The sequence below is a fragment of the Amycolatopsis sp. WAC 04169 genome (genome assembly GCF_003947535.1).
In the GTDB taxonomy this organism is placed as follows: domain Bacteria; phylum Actinomycetota; class Actinomycetes; order Mycobacteriales; family Pseudonocardiaceae; genus Amycolatopsis; species Amycolatopsis keratiniphila.
Genome location: NZ_QHJI01000014.1, coordinates 152,404 through 168,639 on the forward strand (window position 1 = coordinate 152,404; position 16,236 = coordinate 168,639).

Annotated in this window: 13 protein-coding genes; 11 read left to right on the forward strand and 2 right to left on the reverse strand. The window is 68.5% G+C overall.

Annotated features, from left to right (window positions below; translation table 11 throughout):
* Nucleotides 1-71: 71 nt before the first annotated feature.
* The 4 genes from DMC61_RS35540 to DMC61_RS35555 all read left to right on the forward strand — a co-directional run bounded on the left by DMC61_RS35540 (nucleotide 72) and on the right by DMC61_RS35555 (nucleotide 4,335).
* Nucleotides 72-2,366, forward strand: coding sequence for a sodium-translocating pyrophosphatase (locus tag DMC61_RS35540; protein ID WP_072029639.1), 2,295 nt, complete (start codon nucleotides 72-74; stop codon nucleotides 2,364-2,366).
* A gap of 107 nt (nucleotides 2,367-2,473) precedes the next feature.
* Nucleotides 2,474-3,013, forward strand: coding sequence for a hypothetical protein (locus DMC61_RS35545; RefSeq protein ID WP_233595058.1), 540 nt, complete (start codon nucleotides 2,474-2,476; stop codon nucleotides 3,011-3,013).
* Nucleotides 3,014-3,104: 91 nt separating this feature from the next.
* Nucleotides 3,105-3,689 carry a hypothetical protein gene (locus DMC61_RS35550; protein ID WP_125694922.1) on the forward strand — a complete coding sequence of 195 codons (585 nt, stop codon included), beginning with the start codon at nucleotides 3,105-3,107 and terminating at the stop codon, nucleotides 3,687-3,689.
* A 34-nt stretch (nucleotides 3,690-3,723) separates the two neighbouring features.
* Nucleotides 3,724-4,335, forward strand: a complete 612-nt coding sequence (locus DMC61_RS35555; RefSeq protein WP_125694924.1) for a hypothetical protein — start codon at nucleotides 3,724-3,726, stop codon at nucleotides 4,333-4,335.
* 526 nt (nucleotides 4,336-4,861) lie between these two features.
* Here DMC61_RS35555 and DMC61_RS35560 read toward each other — a convergent pair.
* Nucleotides 4,862-5,674 (reverse strand): serine protease, encoded by an 813-nt coding sequence (locus tag DMC61_RS35560; protein ID WP_125694926.1) that lies wholly within the window; start codon nucleotides 5,672-5,674, stop codon nucleotides 4,862-4,864.
* Between the two features lie 269 nt (nucleotides 5,675-5,943).
* Here DMC61_RS35560 and topA point away from each other — a divergent pair, with 269 nt between their 5' ends.
* On the forward strand, nucleotides 5,944-8,841 hold the full coding sequence (topA, locus tag DMC61_RS35565; protein WP_199750175.1) for a type I DNA topoisomerase: 2,898 nt from the start codon (nucleotides 5,944-5,946) through the stop codon (nucleotides 8,839-8,841).
* A 92-nt stretch (nucleotides 8,842-8,933) separates the two neighbouring features.
* On the opposite strand, the gene DMC61_RS35570 is transcribed toward topA, so the two are convergent.
* Entirely contained in the window at nucleotides 8,934-9,128 is a 195-nt protein-coding gene (locus DMC61_RS35570; protein ID WP_199750176.1) for a hypothetical protein, read from the reverse strand.
* Between the two features lie 62 nt (nucleotides 9,129-9,190).
* On the opposite strand from DMC61_RS35570, the gene DMC61_RS35575 reads away from it, so the two are divergent.
* The 6 genes from DMC61_RS35575 to DMC61_RS35600 all read left to right on the forward strand — a co-directional run bounded on the left by DMC61_RS35575 (nucleotide 9,191) and on the right by DMC61_RS35600 (nucleotide 16,016).
* On the forward strand, nucleotides 9,191-9,982 hold the full coding sequence (locus DMC61_RS35575) for an ESX secretion-associated protein EspG (RefSeq protein ID WP_016337829.1): 792 nt from the start codon (nucleotides 9,191-9,193) through the stop codon (nucleotides 9,980-9,982).
* Complete coding sequence (locus DMC61_RS35580) at nucleotides 9,975-10,748, forward strand: ESX secretion-associated protein EspG (protein ID WP_125694928.1); 774 nt, start codon at nucleotides 9,975-9,977, stop codon at nucleotides 10,746-10,748. The genes DMC61_RS35575 and DMC61_RS35580 overlap by 8 nt, the downstream gene beginning before the upstream one ends.
* 33 nt (nucleotides 10,749-10,781) lie before the next feature.
* Nucleotides 10,782-12,002: a hypothetical protein gene (locus DMC61_RS35585; RefSeq protein WP_125694930.1), complete on the forward strand. Its 1,221-nt coding sequence runs from the start codon at nucleotides 10,782-10,784 to the stop codon at nucleotides 12,000-12,002.
* Between the two features lie 13 nt (nucleotides 12,003-12,015).
* Entirely contained in the window at nucleotides 12,016-12,621 is a 606-nt protein-coding gene (locus DMC61_RS35590) for a hypothetical protein (RefSeq protein ID WP_233595059.1), read from the forward strand.
* Nucleotides 12,622-12,768: 147 nt separating this feature from the next.
* Nucleotides 12,769-14,823, forward strand: a complete 2,055-nt coding sequence (locus tag DMC61_RS35595) for a dTMP kinase (RefSeq protein ID WP_125694934.1) — start codon at nucleotides 12,769-12,771, stop codon at nucleotides 14,821-14,823.
* Nucleotides 14,820-16,016, forward strand: a complete 1,197-nt coding sequence (locus DMC61_RS35600) for a DNA polymerase III subunit delta' (RefSeq protein ID WP_125694936.1) — start codon at nucleotides 14,820-14,822, stop codon at nucleotides 16,014-16,016. Before DMC61_RS35595 ends, DMC61_RS35600 begins: the two co-directional genes overlap by 4 nt.
* Nucleotides 16,017-16,236 lie beyond the last annotated feature (220 nt).

Below are 16,236 nucleotides of genomic sequence, written 5' to 3' on the forward strand. Positions count from 1 at the left end.
ATGCCAGCGTCGGCACGCCGGTTCCATCGGCGGATCGTCGTTGGCCAACGGCGACGTCTCCAGGAGGACGAATGTCCCGGCAGTTCCTCGCGGAGGGCGAACTCACGCTCTCCGGAGGTGGTTACACCATCGTCGGTGTAATCGCCGTGGTCGCCCTTGCCGCACTGGTCATCGGCTACGTTCTGCTCAAGGAGGTGCTGGCCGCCGGCCAGGGCACCACCAAGATGCAGGACATCGCGAAGGCAGTGCAGGAAGGCGCGGCTGCCTATCTGAAACGGCAGCGCAACACCCTCGCGATCTTCGGTGCGATCGTGTTCGTACTGCTCTTCGCCTTGCCGGCCGATGACTGGAACGAAAAGATCGGCAGGTCGATCTTCTTCCTGGTCGGCGCGGCGTTCTCCTTCGCGATCGGCTATCTCGGCATGTGGCTGGCGACGCAGGCGAACCTGCGCGTCGCGGCCGCTTCGCGGGAGGAAGGCGGTCGCGAAAAGGCGATGCGCGTGGCCTTCCGCACCGGTGGCGTGGTCGGCATGATCACCGTCGGTCTCGGCCTCTTCGGCGCCGCGGTGGTCGTCCTCGTCTACACCGGACAGGCCCCGAAGGTGTTGGAGGGCTTCGGTTTCGGTGCCGCGCTGATCGCGATGTTCATGCGTGTCGGCGGCGGTATCTTCACGAAGGCCGCGGACGTCGGCGCCGACCTGGTCGGCAAGGTCGAGCAGGGCATCCCCGAGGACGACCCGCGCAACGCGGCCACCATCGCCGACAACGTCGGTGACAACGTGGGCGACTGCGCCGGGATGGCGGCGGACCTCTTCGAGTCGTACGCGGTCATGCTCGTGGCGGCGCTGATCCTGGGTAGCACCGCCTTCGGCGTGCACGGCCTGATCTTCCCGCTCATCGTTCCCGCCATCGGCGTGATCACCGCGGTCATCGGTGTCTACATCACCAAGGCCAAAGCGGGCGAAGGCGGTCTGGTCACGATCAACCGCTCCTTCTACATCTCCGCGGGTATTTCCGCGGTGCTCTCGACGATCGCGGCGTTCGTCTACCTGCCCGGTTCGTTCTCCGAGCTGACCGGCGGCGCCACCAACGAATCCGGGAACCCGGCGGTCATCGCGACCGTCTCGGTCATCATCGGCATCGTGCTCGCGGCGGTCATCCTCAAGCTCACCGGCTACTACACCGGCACCGAGCACAAGCCGGTCAAGGAGGTCGGCAAGTCTTCGAAAACCGGTGCGGCGACGGTGATCCTGGCCGGCATCTCGGTCGGTTTCGAGTCCGCTGTGTACACCGCGCTGGTCATCGGCGCTGCGGTGTTCGGCGCGTACCTGCTCGGCGGCGGCGTCGCGCTGTTCGCCGTGGCGCTGGCCGGTACCGGTCTGCTCACCACCGTCGGCGTCATCGTCGCGATGGACACCTTCGGCCCGGTTTCGGACAACGCGCAGGGCATCGCGGAGATGTCGGGCGACGTCGACGAAGACGCCGCGCAGATCCTCACCGAGCTCGACGCGGTCGGCAACACCACCAAGGCCATCACCAAGGGCATCGCGATCGCCACGGCGGTCCTCGCGGCGACGGCGTTGTTCGGGTCCTACCAGGACGCGATCAGCAAGGCGCTGAAGTCGATCCCGGAAGCGGCGGAAGCCAGCATGTCGACGCTGAACTTCTTCGTGAACACGGTGGTCAGCCCGAACACCCTGGTCGGCGTGATCGTCGGCGCGGCGGTCGTGTTCCTGTTCTCCGGTCTCGCGGTCAACGCGGTGTCCCGTGCCGCCGGCGCGGTCGTCTACGAAGTGCGCCGCCAGTTCCGCGACATCCCGGGGATCATGGAGGGCACCACCCGTCCCGAGTACGGCCGGGTCGTCGACATCGTCACGCGCGATTCGCTGCGTGAGCTGACCACGCCCGGTCTGCTCGCGGTCTTCGCCCCCATCGCGGTCGGCTTCGGCCTCGGCACCGGCGCGCTCGCCGGTTACCTGGCCGGTGCGATCGCGACCGGCACCCTGATGGCGATCTTCCTCGCCAACTCCGGTGGCGCCTGGGACAACGCGAAGAAGCTCGTGGAGGACGGCAACCACGGCGGCAAGGGTTCGGACGCGCACGAGGCCACCATCATCGGTGACACCGTGGGCGACCCGTTCAAGGACACCGCCGGTCCCGCGATCAACCCGTTGATCAAGGTGATGAACCTGGTGTCGGTGCTGATCGCCCCCGCGATCGTGCAGTTCTCGATCGGCGCGGACGCCAACGTCGGCATCCGCATCGCGATCTCGCTGGTCGCCGTCGCGATCATCGTCGCGGCGATCGTGGTCTCCAAGCGCCGCGAGTCGGTTCTTTCCGACACCCCCGCGGAAGCGAAGGCATAACGCCGGGACAGTTTCCCTCCGCCGGGCCCGCCACGATTTCCGTGGCGGGCCCGGCGTGTGTCTAATATCTGCGCGTCACGCCGATCCGATCCGGGGGAGTCCCTGCCATGAGGCGTTCGCTGATCCTGTTCGCCGCCTTCCTGCTGGCGGGCTGCGGCGCCGAACCGGCGGCCACTCCTTCTTCCTCCGCTCCCGTGGCCGGGGTTTCCTGGATGGACGGTTTCTGTGGTTCGTTGCTCGACTTCGCCAAGATCGGCGATTTCACGATGCCCGAGTTCGAGCAGAACGACGTCGCGAGCGCGCGGAAGGTGATGGACGAGGCCTTCGGGGTGTTCGCGCCCGGTTTCGACAACGCGGTCACCGGCTTGGGGAAGCTGGGCCAGGCGCCGAGCGCGGAGGCCGAAGCGGTGCGCAAGAGCATCGTCGACGCGCTGACGCCGATCCGGGACGAGGTACTCGCCGCGAAGGCGGCACTCGACGCCGCACCGAAGGACGACAAGAAGGCCGTGACGGACGCCGCGGCTTCCTTCCGGCAAATCGGTTCCCGGATGAACGACATGCCCGACCCGTTCCAGCGGCTGGAATCGAACGTTTCGTTGAAAACACTGGCCGCGCAGGCCCCGAACTGCAAAAAGCTGCCTTCTTGACCGTTCTTTCCGCCACGTTGATTTGCATTGCCCCCCGGTATCGGTACCGTCGGGGGCCAGCCGGGAAGTCGTCAGGTCGGGAGGTGTTTTCGTGCGGCCGCGGTTCACCGTCCTTGCCGCGCTAGCAACAGGTATCGGACTCGGCCTCGCCGGGTGCGGGCAGCAGCCCGCGGTGACTTCCCACGCCAGACAAGAAGGTCTCGCGACGGTCAGCGCGTCGGAGGCCGACCCCACCTCCGCTTGGGCGGAGGCGTACTGCGGCGCGGCGGGCGGACTCGTCCGGACGCTGGCGGCGCTGCCCAGCGTCGATCCGAGCACGCCTCAGCAGGCTTCGCGTACCTCCAGCGAGCTGATGCTCTCGGTGGTCGAAGGGCTGGATCGCACTTCCGCCGCGCTCGAGAACCTCGGCCCGGCACCCGTCGCCGGCGGCGACACCTCGCGGACGGCCGCGGTCGCCCAGCTCGGCGGCATCCGCGCCCGAGCCGACGACGTCCGTCATCGTCTCGACTCCTCAGCCGACCCCGAGGCGACGAAGGCCGCGCTTCGCGACGCGAGGACCTCGCTCGACGAACTGGACCGTCTTGACCTTCTCAGGGGCCTTAACGACGTGCCTCAGCTCGCCGCGGCGAGCAGCCGGATCCCGGTTTGCCAGGAATTGGTGAAACAACCTCGCTGAGTCATCGCCCGATCACTGGCCATGAGTCGAACTTGTGTTCTATTCTGTTCGGGTGGACGGGACGATCTCGCTCTTCTCGGCGGAGGCGAGCGGGCCGGAGCTCGCCGACCTCGCCGGAGTGCTGTGCGGGCCCGGGCGGATGACGGGCTTCGGGCGGACGGCCGGGCGGCTGTCCGCCGTGGTCGACGAGCCGTGGCGAGCGGGTGCCCTCGCCAGGGAATGCCGTCGGCGCGGCGTCCAGGCGCAGGTCTCGGCCGCCGAATGCGGGCGGCCGCTCGTGCGGACGCCGTTCCGGGTCGATCTGCTGTCACTGGAGCAGCGGTGGAACCGTGGTGAAGAGAAGGTCCTGCCGGAGGGCTTCCGGCTCGACGGGGCCATGTTGAGGATGTGGGCGCTGGCGGCGGGCAGCCCCCAGGGCAACGGCTACCTGCTCGCGCTCGATCCGGCGGCGCCGGAGACGCACGAGCGGCTGATCACGGCGCTGGCGCGGCTGGGCGTGCCCGCCAAAGCGCAGAAGGGGGAAGACGCGCTGCTCCGGGTCACCGGACGGCGGCGGCTCGCGCACGTCCTCGAGCTGATCGGGGACGCGCCCGCGGGTGCCGAGCCCGCCTGGCCGAGCTTGGTGCCGGTGGTGCGCGCCGTCTGAAGCCGCTCGGTCGCGCGGGTCGTGAGTGGCGTTTCGTGTTCTAACCCGAATCGCCACTCATGACCACGTTGCGCCGCATCATGAGGACGTGCACCGCACTCGCGAGTTCCGTGCCTGATCACGCGAGTCACGTCTGTGATCACGCGAGTTCCGGTTTTGCGCACGCCGCGCCCTGCAGACCTTCACGGAGTTCGGACCGGTAGGTACAGAGGGCAGGGCCGGCTCTGACTCGAATCGCCACTCATGACCAACGCGAGGTCAGGCGACTTCGCGTGATCGAACGGACAGCACGTGTGATCAGGCGGACGACACGCGTGACCAGATGGACGACACGGCTACGGCGAAGCCTTCACCGCGAGTCGTCCGTCCAGACACGCGTGTCGTCCGTCGGAGCACGTGTGTCGTCCATCCGGTCACGCAAGACCGATCCAGGACAGGGTCGGCCCTAACCAGAAACGCCACTCACGACCCACCCGACCCGCGATCAGCCGCCGACCGTTCATGGCAGCCGGCTAGGGAGAAAGAGTCAGGGCTTCGGCGCCCGGCAGTTCGGGTTCGCGAGGTCGAGTTCACTATGCGAAAGACAGGAGGTCAGCTGGTAGGTCTGCTCCCCGTAGTTGATGCCTTGCCGCACGGTCACGTTCCCTGCCGCGTCGACCTCGCACGGGTTGTTCATCGTGCACCGCTGGCCGCTTTCGTTGCCGGTGTTGTTGACGCCGACGACCTTCCCGGTCGAGGTCTCGATGATGGGCGACCCCGAGGTCCCGCCGATCGTCTTGCACGCCGAGGTGTACCGGATCGAGTCCTTCCAGACCCAGTCCGCCTCGTGCAGCTCGTGGACGAAGCCGTCGATGTTGCAGGAGTAGATCTTCTTCCAATATCCCGAGACCACGTCCATCGCGATACCCGCCGACGGACGGGTGGGCGACAGCGTCAGCGGGGCGATACCGTACCTCGACTTGATCTTGGCGTAGCTGGTGTCGAGCTGGTACAGCGAGACGTCGGTGTCGGTCATCGTGGCGTAGAGCAGCTTCTTCGCCTTGAGCGTGCCCAGCGACGAGCGGCCGTCCTTGGACAGCAGGCTGAACGTCCGTGACGAGGGCTTGTCGACGATTACTTCCCCGGGGTCCGGGAAACCTTCTTGCAGGCAATGCCCGTTGGAAAGGACGAGGGCCGGGTCGTCGAGGCTCGCCTCGGGCGGTTTGACCACCGACCCGGAGCAGTTCGACAACGCCACCGTTCCGGCGAAAGTGGTCGTGGCCGCATGCGCCGGTGCGATGCCGACCAGGGCGGACGCGGTCAGCATGGCGAAAAGGGTGCCGAGGAGTCGTCGGGTCACGTGGAGTCCTTTCGGGTCGGCGTGGACATCAAGTGAAGCGTTGACGGCCACGGTGTCACCACCGTCGAACGGAGGGTGTTCGCCCCGTCACGCGGGACCCCAGGCGGACGTGTCCGACATCACGTGCTAGGTGTTGAAAGGAAACATCGACGAGGTCAGCGGCGATGCGCTGGACACACGATCGGCGGCGTGTTGCACCACCTAGCCGTGGTCCGGGCGGTGCGAGCGTGCACACTGACGGGTCGAGAGGCGGCGCGAAGGCGCCGAAGATGAGCGGAGAGCAGGACAGCGTGGCAGGAGCACGGACGAAGAAGACCGCGGCGTCGGACGACGGCGCGGGCCGTCGTCGGCTGGTGATCGTCGAGTCGCCGACCAAGGCCCGCAAGATCGCCCCGTACCTCGGCGGTAACTACGTCGTGGAGTCCTCCGTCGGACACATCCGCGACCTTCCCCGCGGCGCGGCCGACGTGCCCGCCCAGTACAAGGGCGAGTCGTGGGCACGGCTGGGTGTCGACGTCGACAACGACTTCAAGGCGCTCTACGTCGTCACGCCGGACAAGAAGTCCAAGGTCACGGAGCTGAAGGGCCTGCTGAAGGACGTCGACGAGCTCTACCTCGCCACGGACCCCGACCGCGAGGGCGAGGCCATCGCGTGGCATCTGCTGGAGACCCTCAAGCCGAAGGTCCCGGTGCGCCGGATGGTCTTCCACGAGGTCACCGAGCAGGCGATCCGCGCCGCGGCCGACAGCACCCGCGAGCTCGACGGGGACCTCGTCGACGCGCAGGAGACCCGCCGCATCCTGGACCGGCTCTACGGCTACGAGGTCTCGCCCGTGCTGTGGAAGAAGGTCATGCCGAAGCTTTCGGCCGGCCGCGTGCAGTCGGTGGCGACCAGGATCGTGGTCGAGCGCGAGCGCGAGCGCATGCGCTTCACCTCGGCGTCGTACTGGGACATCTCCGCGACGATGGACGCCGGTGCCGAAGCGTCCCCCCGCAACTTCCCGGCCAGGATGATCGCCGTCGACGGCGCCCGTCTGGCTACCGGCCGTGACTTCGGCTCGGACGGGCAGCTCAAGGCATCGAACACCGAGATCCGCGTGCTGGCCGAGGCCGACGCCGTCCGGCTGGCCGAGGCGCTGAAGAACCGCGACTTCAAGGTCGCGAGCGTCGAGGAGAAGCCGTACACGCGCAAGCCGTACGCGCCCTTCATGACCTCGACCCTGCAGCAGGAGGCCGGCCGCAAGCTGCGGTTCACCTCCGAGCGCACCATGCGGATCGCGCAGAAGCTGTACGAGAACGGGTACATCACTTATATGCGTACCGACTCCACGACGCTGTCGGAGTCGGCGATCTCGGCGGCGCGCAGCCAGGCGACGCAGCTGTACGGCAAGGAATACGTCTCGCCGTCGCCGCGCCAGTACACCCGCAAGGTGAAGAACGCGCAGGAAGCCCACGAGGCGATCCGTCCTTCGGGTGAGGTCTTCCGCACGCCGGGCCAGGTCGCGAAGGATCTGGACACCGACGAGTACCGCCTTTACGAGATGATCTGGCAGCGCACGATCGCGTCGCAGATGGCGGACGCGAAGGGCACCACGATGTCGGTGCGCATCGTCGGCACGGCCACCAGCGGCGAGGAGTGCACGTTCGCCTCGTCGGGCCGCACGATCACCTTCGCCGGGTTCCTCAAGGCGTACGTCGAGGCTGTCGACACCGAGAGCGGTGGCGAGGCGGACGACAAGCAGAGCCGTCTGCCGCAACTGGTCAAGGACCAGGCACTGACCGCGACCGAGCTGAGCCCGGACGGGCACACCACGTCGCCGCCGGCGCGCTACTCGGAGCCGAGCCTGGTCAGCAAGCTCGAAGAGCTGGGCATCGGCCGCCCGTCGACGTACGCGTCGATCATCAAGACCATCCAGGACCGCGGCTACGTGTGGAAGAAGGGTTCCGCACTGGTGCCCTCCTGGGTCGCGTTCGCCGTGATCGGCCTGATGGAGCGGCATTTCGAGCGGCTGGTCGACTACGACTTCACCGCCGGCATGGAGGACGAGCTCGACCGCATCGCCGCCGGTGACGAGCACCGGACGCAGTGGCTGTCGAAGTTCTACTTCGGCGGCGACATGGGTGTCGACGGTTCCGTCGGCCGTCTCGGCGGGCTGAAGAAGCTGGTCGGCTCGGGTGTCGAGGACATCGACGCCCGCGAGATCAACTCGATCCCGCTGTTCAGCGACGCCGACGGGCACACCGTCGTCGTGCGCGTCGGCCGCTACGGCCCGTACCTCGAGCGCGAGGTGGACGGGACGTCGCAGCGGGCGAACCTGCCGGAGGACCTGCCGCCGGACGAGCTGACCAAGGAGATCGCGGAGAAGCTGTTCGCGACACCGCAGGAAGGCCGCGTGCTCGGCAAGGACCCGGTCAGCGGGCACGAGATCGTGGCGAAGGAAGGCCGCTTCGGCCCGTACGTCACCGAGCTCCTGCCCGAGCCGGAGCCGCTGCCCGAAGGCGCGACCGCCGCGCAGAAGAAGGCCGCGAAGGCGAAGCAGCCGAAGCCGCGGACGGGCTCGCTGTTCAAGTCGATGTCGATCGAGACGATGAACCTCGAAGACGCGCTGAAGCTGCTTTCGCTGCCGCGCGTGGTCGGCAAGGACCCGGAGTCCGGCGACGAGATCACCGCGCAGAACGGGCGCTACGGGCCGTACCTGAAGAAGGGCACGGACTCGCGTTCGCTCACCACCGAGGACCAGCTGTTCTCGATCACGCTCGAAGAGGCGCTGAAGATCTACTCGGAGCCGAAGCAGCGTGGCCGGTCCGCGACCGCGAAGCCGCCGCTCAAGGAGCTCGGCGACGACCCGGTGTCCGGTAAGCCGATGGTGGTCAAGGACGGCCGCTTCGGCCCGTACGTGACCGATGGCGAGTACAACGCGACGCTGCGGAAGTCCGACAGCATCGAGGAGCTGACCGCCGAGCGCGCCGCCGAACTGCTGGCGGAGAAGCGCGCGAAGGGCCCAGCGCCCAAGCGCAAGGCTCCGGCGCGGAAGACGGCGGCGTCGAAGACGACGGCCACCAAGACGACCGCGGCCAAGAAGACCACCGCGACCAAAACCGCGGCAGCGAAGTCGACAGCGGCGAAGAAGCCTTCGACGCGCTCGACGGCCACGAAGACGAAGTAGCTCCCTTCACGCGCCATGAAAGGTCCTTTCCTTGCAAAATTTGCAAGGAAAGGACCTTTCATGGCATCTGAGAGGACGTGAGTGGAGCCGGGTCAGGTCGCACAGGCCGCCGGGATGTTCACGGTCGTGCGCAGCGCCTCGCTCGCCGACGCGGGTTCGCTCATCCGCTCGGCCATGGACGCGCCGATCTCGCGGAAGACGTCTTCGAGGACCGTCCGGACGAGTTCCTCCTTGTTCGCGAAGTGGTACGAGATGAGGCCGGTGCTTGTCGGCCGATGACCGCTCACCGACCGCTCGCCGAACCGCCTCACCCGTTCGAACAAAAGTTCTAAAAATTGTCGGTACCAGGGTGTTCAATGGTCAGGTGAGCACTTCAACGACCGCTGTCTTCGACGTCATCGACGAGGTCATCGCCCCGCTGGCAGCCGAGGTTCCGGAGCGTCCCTCGGTGATGGAGTTCTACGACCCGGAGCTCGCCGTGCCGCCGGTGCTGGCCGACGAGGAGCCGACTCCAGGGCTCACCCTGGCCGAGGAGGTGGAGCAGTACACCCGGTTCGTGAGCGGGATGGCGACCATCGGGCTGGCCCCCGGCGGCGAGGTCACGCCCGAGGCCGTCGGGCTGTATCGCGCGCTGCGCGGCGGGTTCATCCGCGGCGTCGTGACCGGTGTGTTCCCGTCGCGTCCGGAGCCGTGGGAGGTGCGGTTCTTCGGCGACGAGGACTACACCACGGTGCTGAACAAGCTCGGCAGGCGGGCGCGGCTGCGGTCCGGTTTCCTCAGCGCGCTGCCGGGCTGGGTGTTCGACGGCCTGCCCGACCATCCGCCGGGCACCGGCGAGACGGTGCGCATCGTGACGGACGCCGGCGGGCTGATCCCGCTGCGGGCCCGCGACGCCGTCGAGGTGATCCGTGAGGGCGCTTCGCGGCCGCGCCACGGCACGGTCCTCGTCGATCTCGCGGTGCGGAACTCCATTCTCGCCGAGTATCCGCACGGCGCGTTCGGCCTGGTGGACAACGACCTCGGCCGGTACCAGTTCAGCGCGGCGATGGACGGCGACGGCCGCTGGACGCTCACCTGGGGCCCGGCCAGCCGGTCGACGGCTGAGCAATGGATTGTGAAGGCGGTGCAGAACCATGCGTGAACCGGCGACCGTGAAGGAACTGATGAGGCGGGCCGCCGAGCCGGTGCTGCGCGCGGTGCCCGAGCGGCGGAGCGTGTACCTGGGCTACGACCCGGAGATCACCGACGACGAGATCCGGCGGCTGTGCCCGTCCTACGACGAGCCGGCGGATCTCGTCACCCAGGCCGAGCGGTACGCGGCCAAGGCGGCGATGCTCGAAGAGGCCGGGCTGATGGAGAACGGCGAGATCCATCCGGCCGCGGTGCGGATGCACGGCGTGATGCTGCGCGGTTCGGTGCGAGGCGTCCTCACCGGCGTCTTCGCGTCCGCGCCGCGCTCGGTACGCGTCGATTGCTACGGAGACGGGCATCAGGCGGTCGTCTGGCGGATGCGGTCGGGGCGGCGGACCACGTTCAGCCTCAGCGATTTCGGCGAGCTGGGAGCCCGGGTGTTCGGCGGGCTCCCGCACGTTCCCGCCGGGGAGACCGAGCCGATGCGCATCAGGATCGACGAGCACGGAGTGCCGCTGCCTGGCCAGGAAGAAGAGGTCGGGCTCGTCGCCGACACGCTGAACCGTCCGCGCACCGGCACGGCGATCCTCGATCTGGTCGCCTTCGGCGGGCTGAACGCCGAGTACCCGGACTACGGCTTCGTGATCGTGGACAACGACTTGGGGAGGTTCGTTTTGTACGCAGCCCCTTCCGAAGGGTGGCTGATGTTCGGTGGAATGGACCGCCGGGCACTGGCGGGCTGGCTGCACGAGGCGGTGGACTTGAGCCGGACGTAGCCGCCTTGGGCGACGACGAGGGGGAATGCGGGCATGGACCTGGACCGGCGCGCGGCCGACGCGTGGTTCCGGCGGCGAGGGCTGCCGATGGTCATCCACCGGCGGAGGCGTGGGGCGGGCATGTTGCGCCGGTCCACGCCTGGGCTGGTGTTCCTGTGCCTGCTCGACCTGCTGCTGGCCGCGTTGCTGAAGCTGCTCGACGTCCCCGAGGACGTGCTCGCGGCCCGGATGCGCAGCAGCGGCGTCGGCTACGTACTCGGCGTGCTGGCGCTGACGTTCGCCGTGGTCGTGGTGCCGGTGATCGCCGGGCGGCTGATGGCGAAGCTGCTCCGCGTGCTGAGCCACATCCGGGTCCGGTTGGCCGTGATGGCGGTGACGATCGGCTTCTGGCTGCTCGTACTGCCGCTCGGCGAGCGGCTCACCGGGCTGGTGTCGTGGGACAACCCGTTGTGGGTCGCCGTGCTCACCAACCTGGCCGCGCTGGCCGTGCTGATGCTGCTGGTCCGGATCGGCGTCGGTTCGATCCTCACCTGGGCGGCTCGGAGCGCGGTCGCCCAGGTCAGGGCCATCGGCACGCTGGCGTCGCGGGCGTTGCCACTGCTCCTGCTGGTGGTGATGTTCAGCTTCTTCACCGCCGAGCTGTGGCAGGCCGTGGAACGGCTCACCCCAGGCCGGTTGTGGCTGGTTGCCGGCTTCCTCGTGCTGATCGGCGCCGTGTTCCTGGCGTCGATGCTGTCCGACGAGATCAAGGAGCTGAAGTCCTGGACCGTGGAGCCCGGCGCGACCGTCCTGCGCGGCACGCCGTTCGACGACGACACCCCACCCCCGGGCAGGCGCGCGCTGACGAAGACCGAGCGCCTGAACATCGCCTTGGTGCTGTTCTTCGCCCAAGCGGTGCAGATCGTGGCGTTCGGGGTGCTGGTGTTCGCGTTCTTCGTCGTGTTCGGGGTGCTGATCCTCAGCCCCGAGGTCGTGACGGAGTTCGCCGGCCGCGAATCGGCGCCCGGGACACTGCTGGGTGTCCCCCTCCCGGTGAGTTCCGCGCTCGTCAACGTCTCCGTCTTCCTCGCCGTCTTCTCCGGTCTGTACTTCGCCGCATCGACCGCGACGGATGTCCGGTACCGGCGTTCTTTCTTCGAACCTTTGCTGGAGGATGTGAAGATCAGCCTCGCGGCGCGTGACATTTATCTGGCCCATTGGGCGGATGTGCGGCGGGCCGAGGTGGTTACCCTGGAAGCAGAGGACATTCCGTAGTGAGGTGGTCACCATGAGCGGGAAGGGCGGAACTCCCTTCTTCGATGCCCCCGACTTCGTGAAAGGCGATGGCACTCAGGCAGATCCTCCGGGCGACACGTTCGCCGACCCGCTGTCCGGGCTGGTCACGACCGGCACGACGGCCCCGTCGGCGGGAGCCGACGACGTCCACGTGCAGGTGCCGGGACCGGTACAGCCCGACCCCGAAGTCGTGAGCAGGATGGTCAACGCGGCCATGCTCGCGGACGACCAGCCGGCCGAAAGCCCGGGCCCGGAGCAGACCGCGTCCCCGTCGCCCGCCAAGGTCGTCAGCACGGTGGGTGAACAGGGCGCTGCGCCGATCGGGATCCTGCCCCAGCAGCGGACCTGGCCGTCGAGGCCGTCTCAGCTGATCCGTCAGCCACGTCGCCTGAAGCCGGAAGAGCCGGTCGATGTCGACGAGGAGGCCGAGGTCGAAGTACGGCGTGCCAAGCGTTCCATGCAGATGCCCCGGCTCGCCAAGCCCTCGTCGAACACGGCCGGGGTGATGATCGCGATCGCCCTCATGATCGTCTTCGCGGTCCTCGCCATCCAGCTGCTCGCGAGCCTGTTCAACAGCATCGCGGGGATCTTCGGGTAACCCGTCCGGCGGATACCGCCGGACGGGGCCGTCCGTCCAGAAGTCACCCATCGGGATACCCTGGCCCTACGGTCGGGGTACCCGGTGTTGACCCGGGTCGCAACTCCGGCGCCGCGTGACTAGTGGGGTGGGCGTATCAGCGAGGGCGTGCAGTCGGTGCCCGAGGCGGGCACGAGTGGTCCGTCGGGACGTGACGCTTCCACCATGCACCGGGTGCGGCGGGTGCTGGCGATCAAGCCGTTCCGCCGGATCTGGGGTGTCTCCTATCTGTGCAGCGTCGCGGACTGGCTGAACCTCCTCACGCTGACCGGTCTGGTCACCAAACTGACCGACAACTACGCCGCGCAGAACTTCGCGTTCGTCGGGGTCGTGCTGACCTCGCTGCTGCCGGGGCTGCTGTTCGCCCCGCTCGGCGGGCTGCTCGCCGACCGCTTCGACCGGCGCAAGGTGATGGTGCTCTGCGACCTCGGCCGGTGCGGGTTCCTGCTGTCGATCGCGTTCGTCGGCACCCCGTGGTGGGTTTTCGTCGGCAACTTCCTGGTCGGCTGCTGCTCGATGATGTGGATCCCGTCGAAGGACGCGGCGGTGCCGAACCTGCTGCGCCGTCCGGACCAGGTCGAGACGGCCAACCAGCTCGGCATGGTGATGACCTACGGCCTCGCGGTGATCACCGCGGCCGGGGCGAACGCCGTGCTCACCGGTAGCAACACCACGTTCCACTTCTTCCAGGGCGACGCCCAGCTCGGCATCGCCAAGGTCGCCGTCGTCATCACCGGCCTGCTGTACCTGACCAGCGCGATCGTGATCGCGACCCGGATCCCCGAGCTGTCGCTGCGCAACGTCCACGCGGTCGAGAAACCCAAGGTCAAGGCCGCGGACGAGGAGAAGTTCGGCTTCCGGCAGATGATCGCCGACGGTGCCCGGTTCGTGCGGACGACGCCGCTGGTGCGCGGGCTGATGATCGGTGCTTTCGGCGCCTTCGCCGCCGGTGGCGCGGTGATCGGTTCGGCCAAGCCGTACTCGTCCAGCCTGCTCGCCGGTGACGCGGCGTTCAACCTGCTCGTCCTGGCCGTCTTCCTCGGGCTCGCGACCGGGATGGCGGTGGCGCCGAAGCTCGCCAGGCGGCTCGCGCACGACCGGCTGTTCGGGATCTCGATCGTCGCCGCGGGCCTGTGTCTCGTCGTGGTGGCGCTGTCGCCGCATCTCGCCGTTTCGCTGGTCGCGGTCGCCGCGGTCGGGGTCTGGGCGGGGACGGCGTTCCTGACCGGTGTCACGATCATCGGTTCGCGGATCGAGGACTCGATCCGCGGCCGGATCAACGCGATCTACCAGTCGCTGATGAAGATCGTGCTCTTCGGCTCGACGGTGCTGGTGCCCGTGCTGATCAGCCTGGTGCGGCCGACCGCGATCTCAGTGTGGGGTAGCACGATCACGATCGACGGGACGCGGCCGGTGATGATCGGCGGCGGTGTCCTCGCGCTGCTCGCCGGCATCTTCGCGTACCGGCAGATGGACGACCGGCGGGCCGAACCGATCCTCGCCGACCTCCGCAACGCTTTGCGCCGCAGTCCGCGTCGCGTGAACGGGCTGCTGATCGCGCTCGAAGGCACGCGGGCGATCAACACCGAGACCCAGGCCGCGCGGCTGGCCGAATGGCTGCGCGCGGGTACGCGTCCAGTTGTGCTGGCCGCCGATCCGGCGCTGGACGATCAGCGGCTCGCGAAGCTCGTCTCCGGCGCTTCGCTGTCCGGTGCGCGGGCGCAGGCGCTGGCCGCCGCCGCGGTGCGGGCGGACATCGTGGAGCGGGACATCCAGCCGGCGCTCGACGCCGGTTCCGTCGTGGTGATGGAGCGGTTCGTGGACTCGCCGCTGGCGCATCTGTCCGCGGTCGCCGGGCTGGACAGCCAGGAGCTCGAAGGGCTCGCGGACTGGGCGACCGGCAGGCTGCGGCCCGACATCACCATCCTGCTCGACGCCGATCCCGGCACGGTGATGCGGAAGTCGGAGTCGCTGGACGCGCAGTGGCGGGTGCAGCATCTGCTGACGGAGATGGCCGCCGCCGACCCGGACCGGTATGTCGTGGTCGACGCGGAAGGTACCGAGGACGAAGTGAGCGACCGGGTGCGGACCGCGATCCGCGCGGTGCTCGTCGGCAGGCTCGCCGGGCTCGCTCCGGCGGAGGAGAAGGTCGAAGCGAGATGACGCTGATCGGTGTCTGGAAACAGCTCGTCGGCCAGGAGCCCGCCGCACGCACGCTTTCCACGGCGTCGACGGCGGCGGCCCGGATCATCGAGAATCAGCCTGTCGCGCCCGGCGCGATGACGCACGCCTGGCTGATCACCGGCCCGCCCGGTTCGGGGCGCTCGACGGCTGCGCGGGTTTTCGCGGCGGCGTTGCAGTGCAGCACCGGCACCGGCTGCGGCGAGTGCCCCGGCTGCCGCACCGTGATGGCCGGGACGCACGCTGACGTCAAGCTCGTCGTGCCGGAAGGTCTTTCGATCTCGGTCGCCGAAATGCGTTCGCTGGTGCAGGCCGCCGCCCGCCGCCCGACCACCGGGAAGTGGCAGGTGGTGATCATCGAGGACTCCGACAGGCTGACCGAAGGCGCGTCGAACGCGTTGCTGAAGGCCGTCGAGGAGCCGCCGGATCGCACGGTGTTCCTGCTGTGCGCGCCGTCGGATCACCCGGACGACGTGTCGGTGACGATCCGCTCGCGGTGCCGCCTGGTCACTCTGCGGACGCCGCCGGTCGAGGCGATCGCGCAGGTGCTCGTGGAGCGGGACGGCATCGATCCCGAACGCGCGCAGTGGGCCGCGTCCGTCTCAAGTGGACATGTCGGCCGCGCGCGGCGGCTCGCCACCGACGAGGCGGCCCGGCAGCGGCGGGCGACGGTGCTGCGGATCCCGCTCGGCCTGCGGCGGCCGTCCGATGTGTTCACTTGCGCCGATCAGCTGATCAGCGCGGCGGAGGCCGACGCGGGCGAGGAGAGCAAGGTCCGCGACGAGGCCGAACGTTCCGAACTCCGCACCGCGATGGGCGGTGACGGCACCGGAAAGGGTGTCGCCGGGGCGAAACGTGCCGCCGAAGCCGCCGTGAAGCAGCTCGAGAAGCGCCAGAAGTCCCGTGCGACCCGGACGCAGCGAGACACTCTCGATCTCGCGCTGGTGGACTTGGCCGCGTTCTACCGGGACGTGCTCGTGACCGCGAGCGGCGCGGGCGCGACGCTGAACCACCCGGACCACGCCTCGGAAATCTCGCAGGCCGCCTCCGCGTGGGCGCCGGACTCGATCCTGCGGCGGCTCGAAGCCGTCCTGGAATGCCGCGAGGCGATCGACCTGAACGTGAAGCCGAGGATCGCCGTCGAAGCCATGGTCACCACCCTGCGCCAGGGCTGACGCGCCGCTTCGCCCCTACCCCAGCCCCCGCCCGTCCCAGGGGGCGTCCCCGAGTCCAGTTTACCGGGGGTGGAGGGGGAAAAGGGCTGGTCGCGGGAGTTGTCCACAGGTGGGGATGGTTGTGGACAAGTGCTGTGGGTAAGTGAAGAGACTTCGGGTTCGGGGCGGGGTTCCCAATGTCGCATTCGGGACGCTCAGCGACTCGAAGGCGACATTGGGA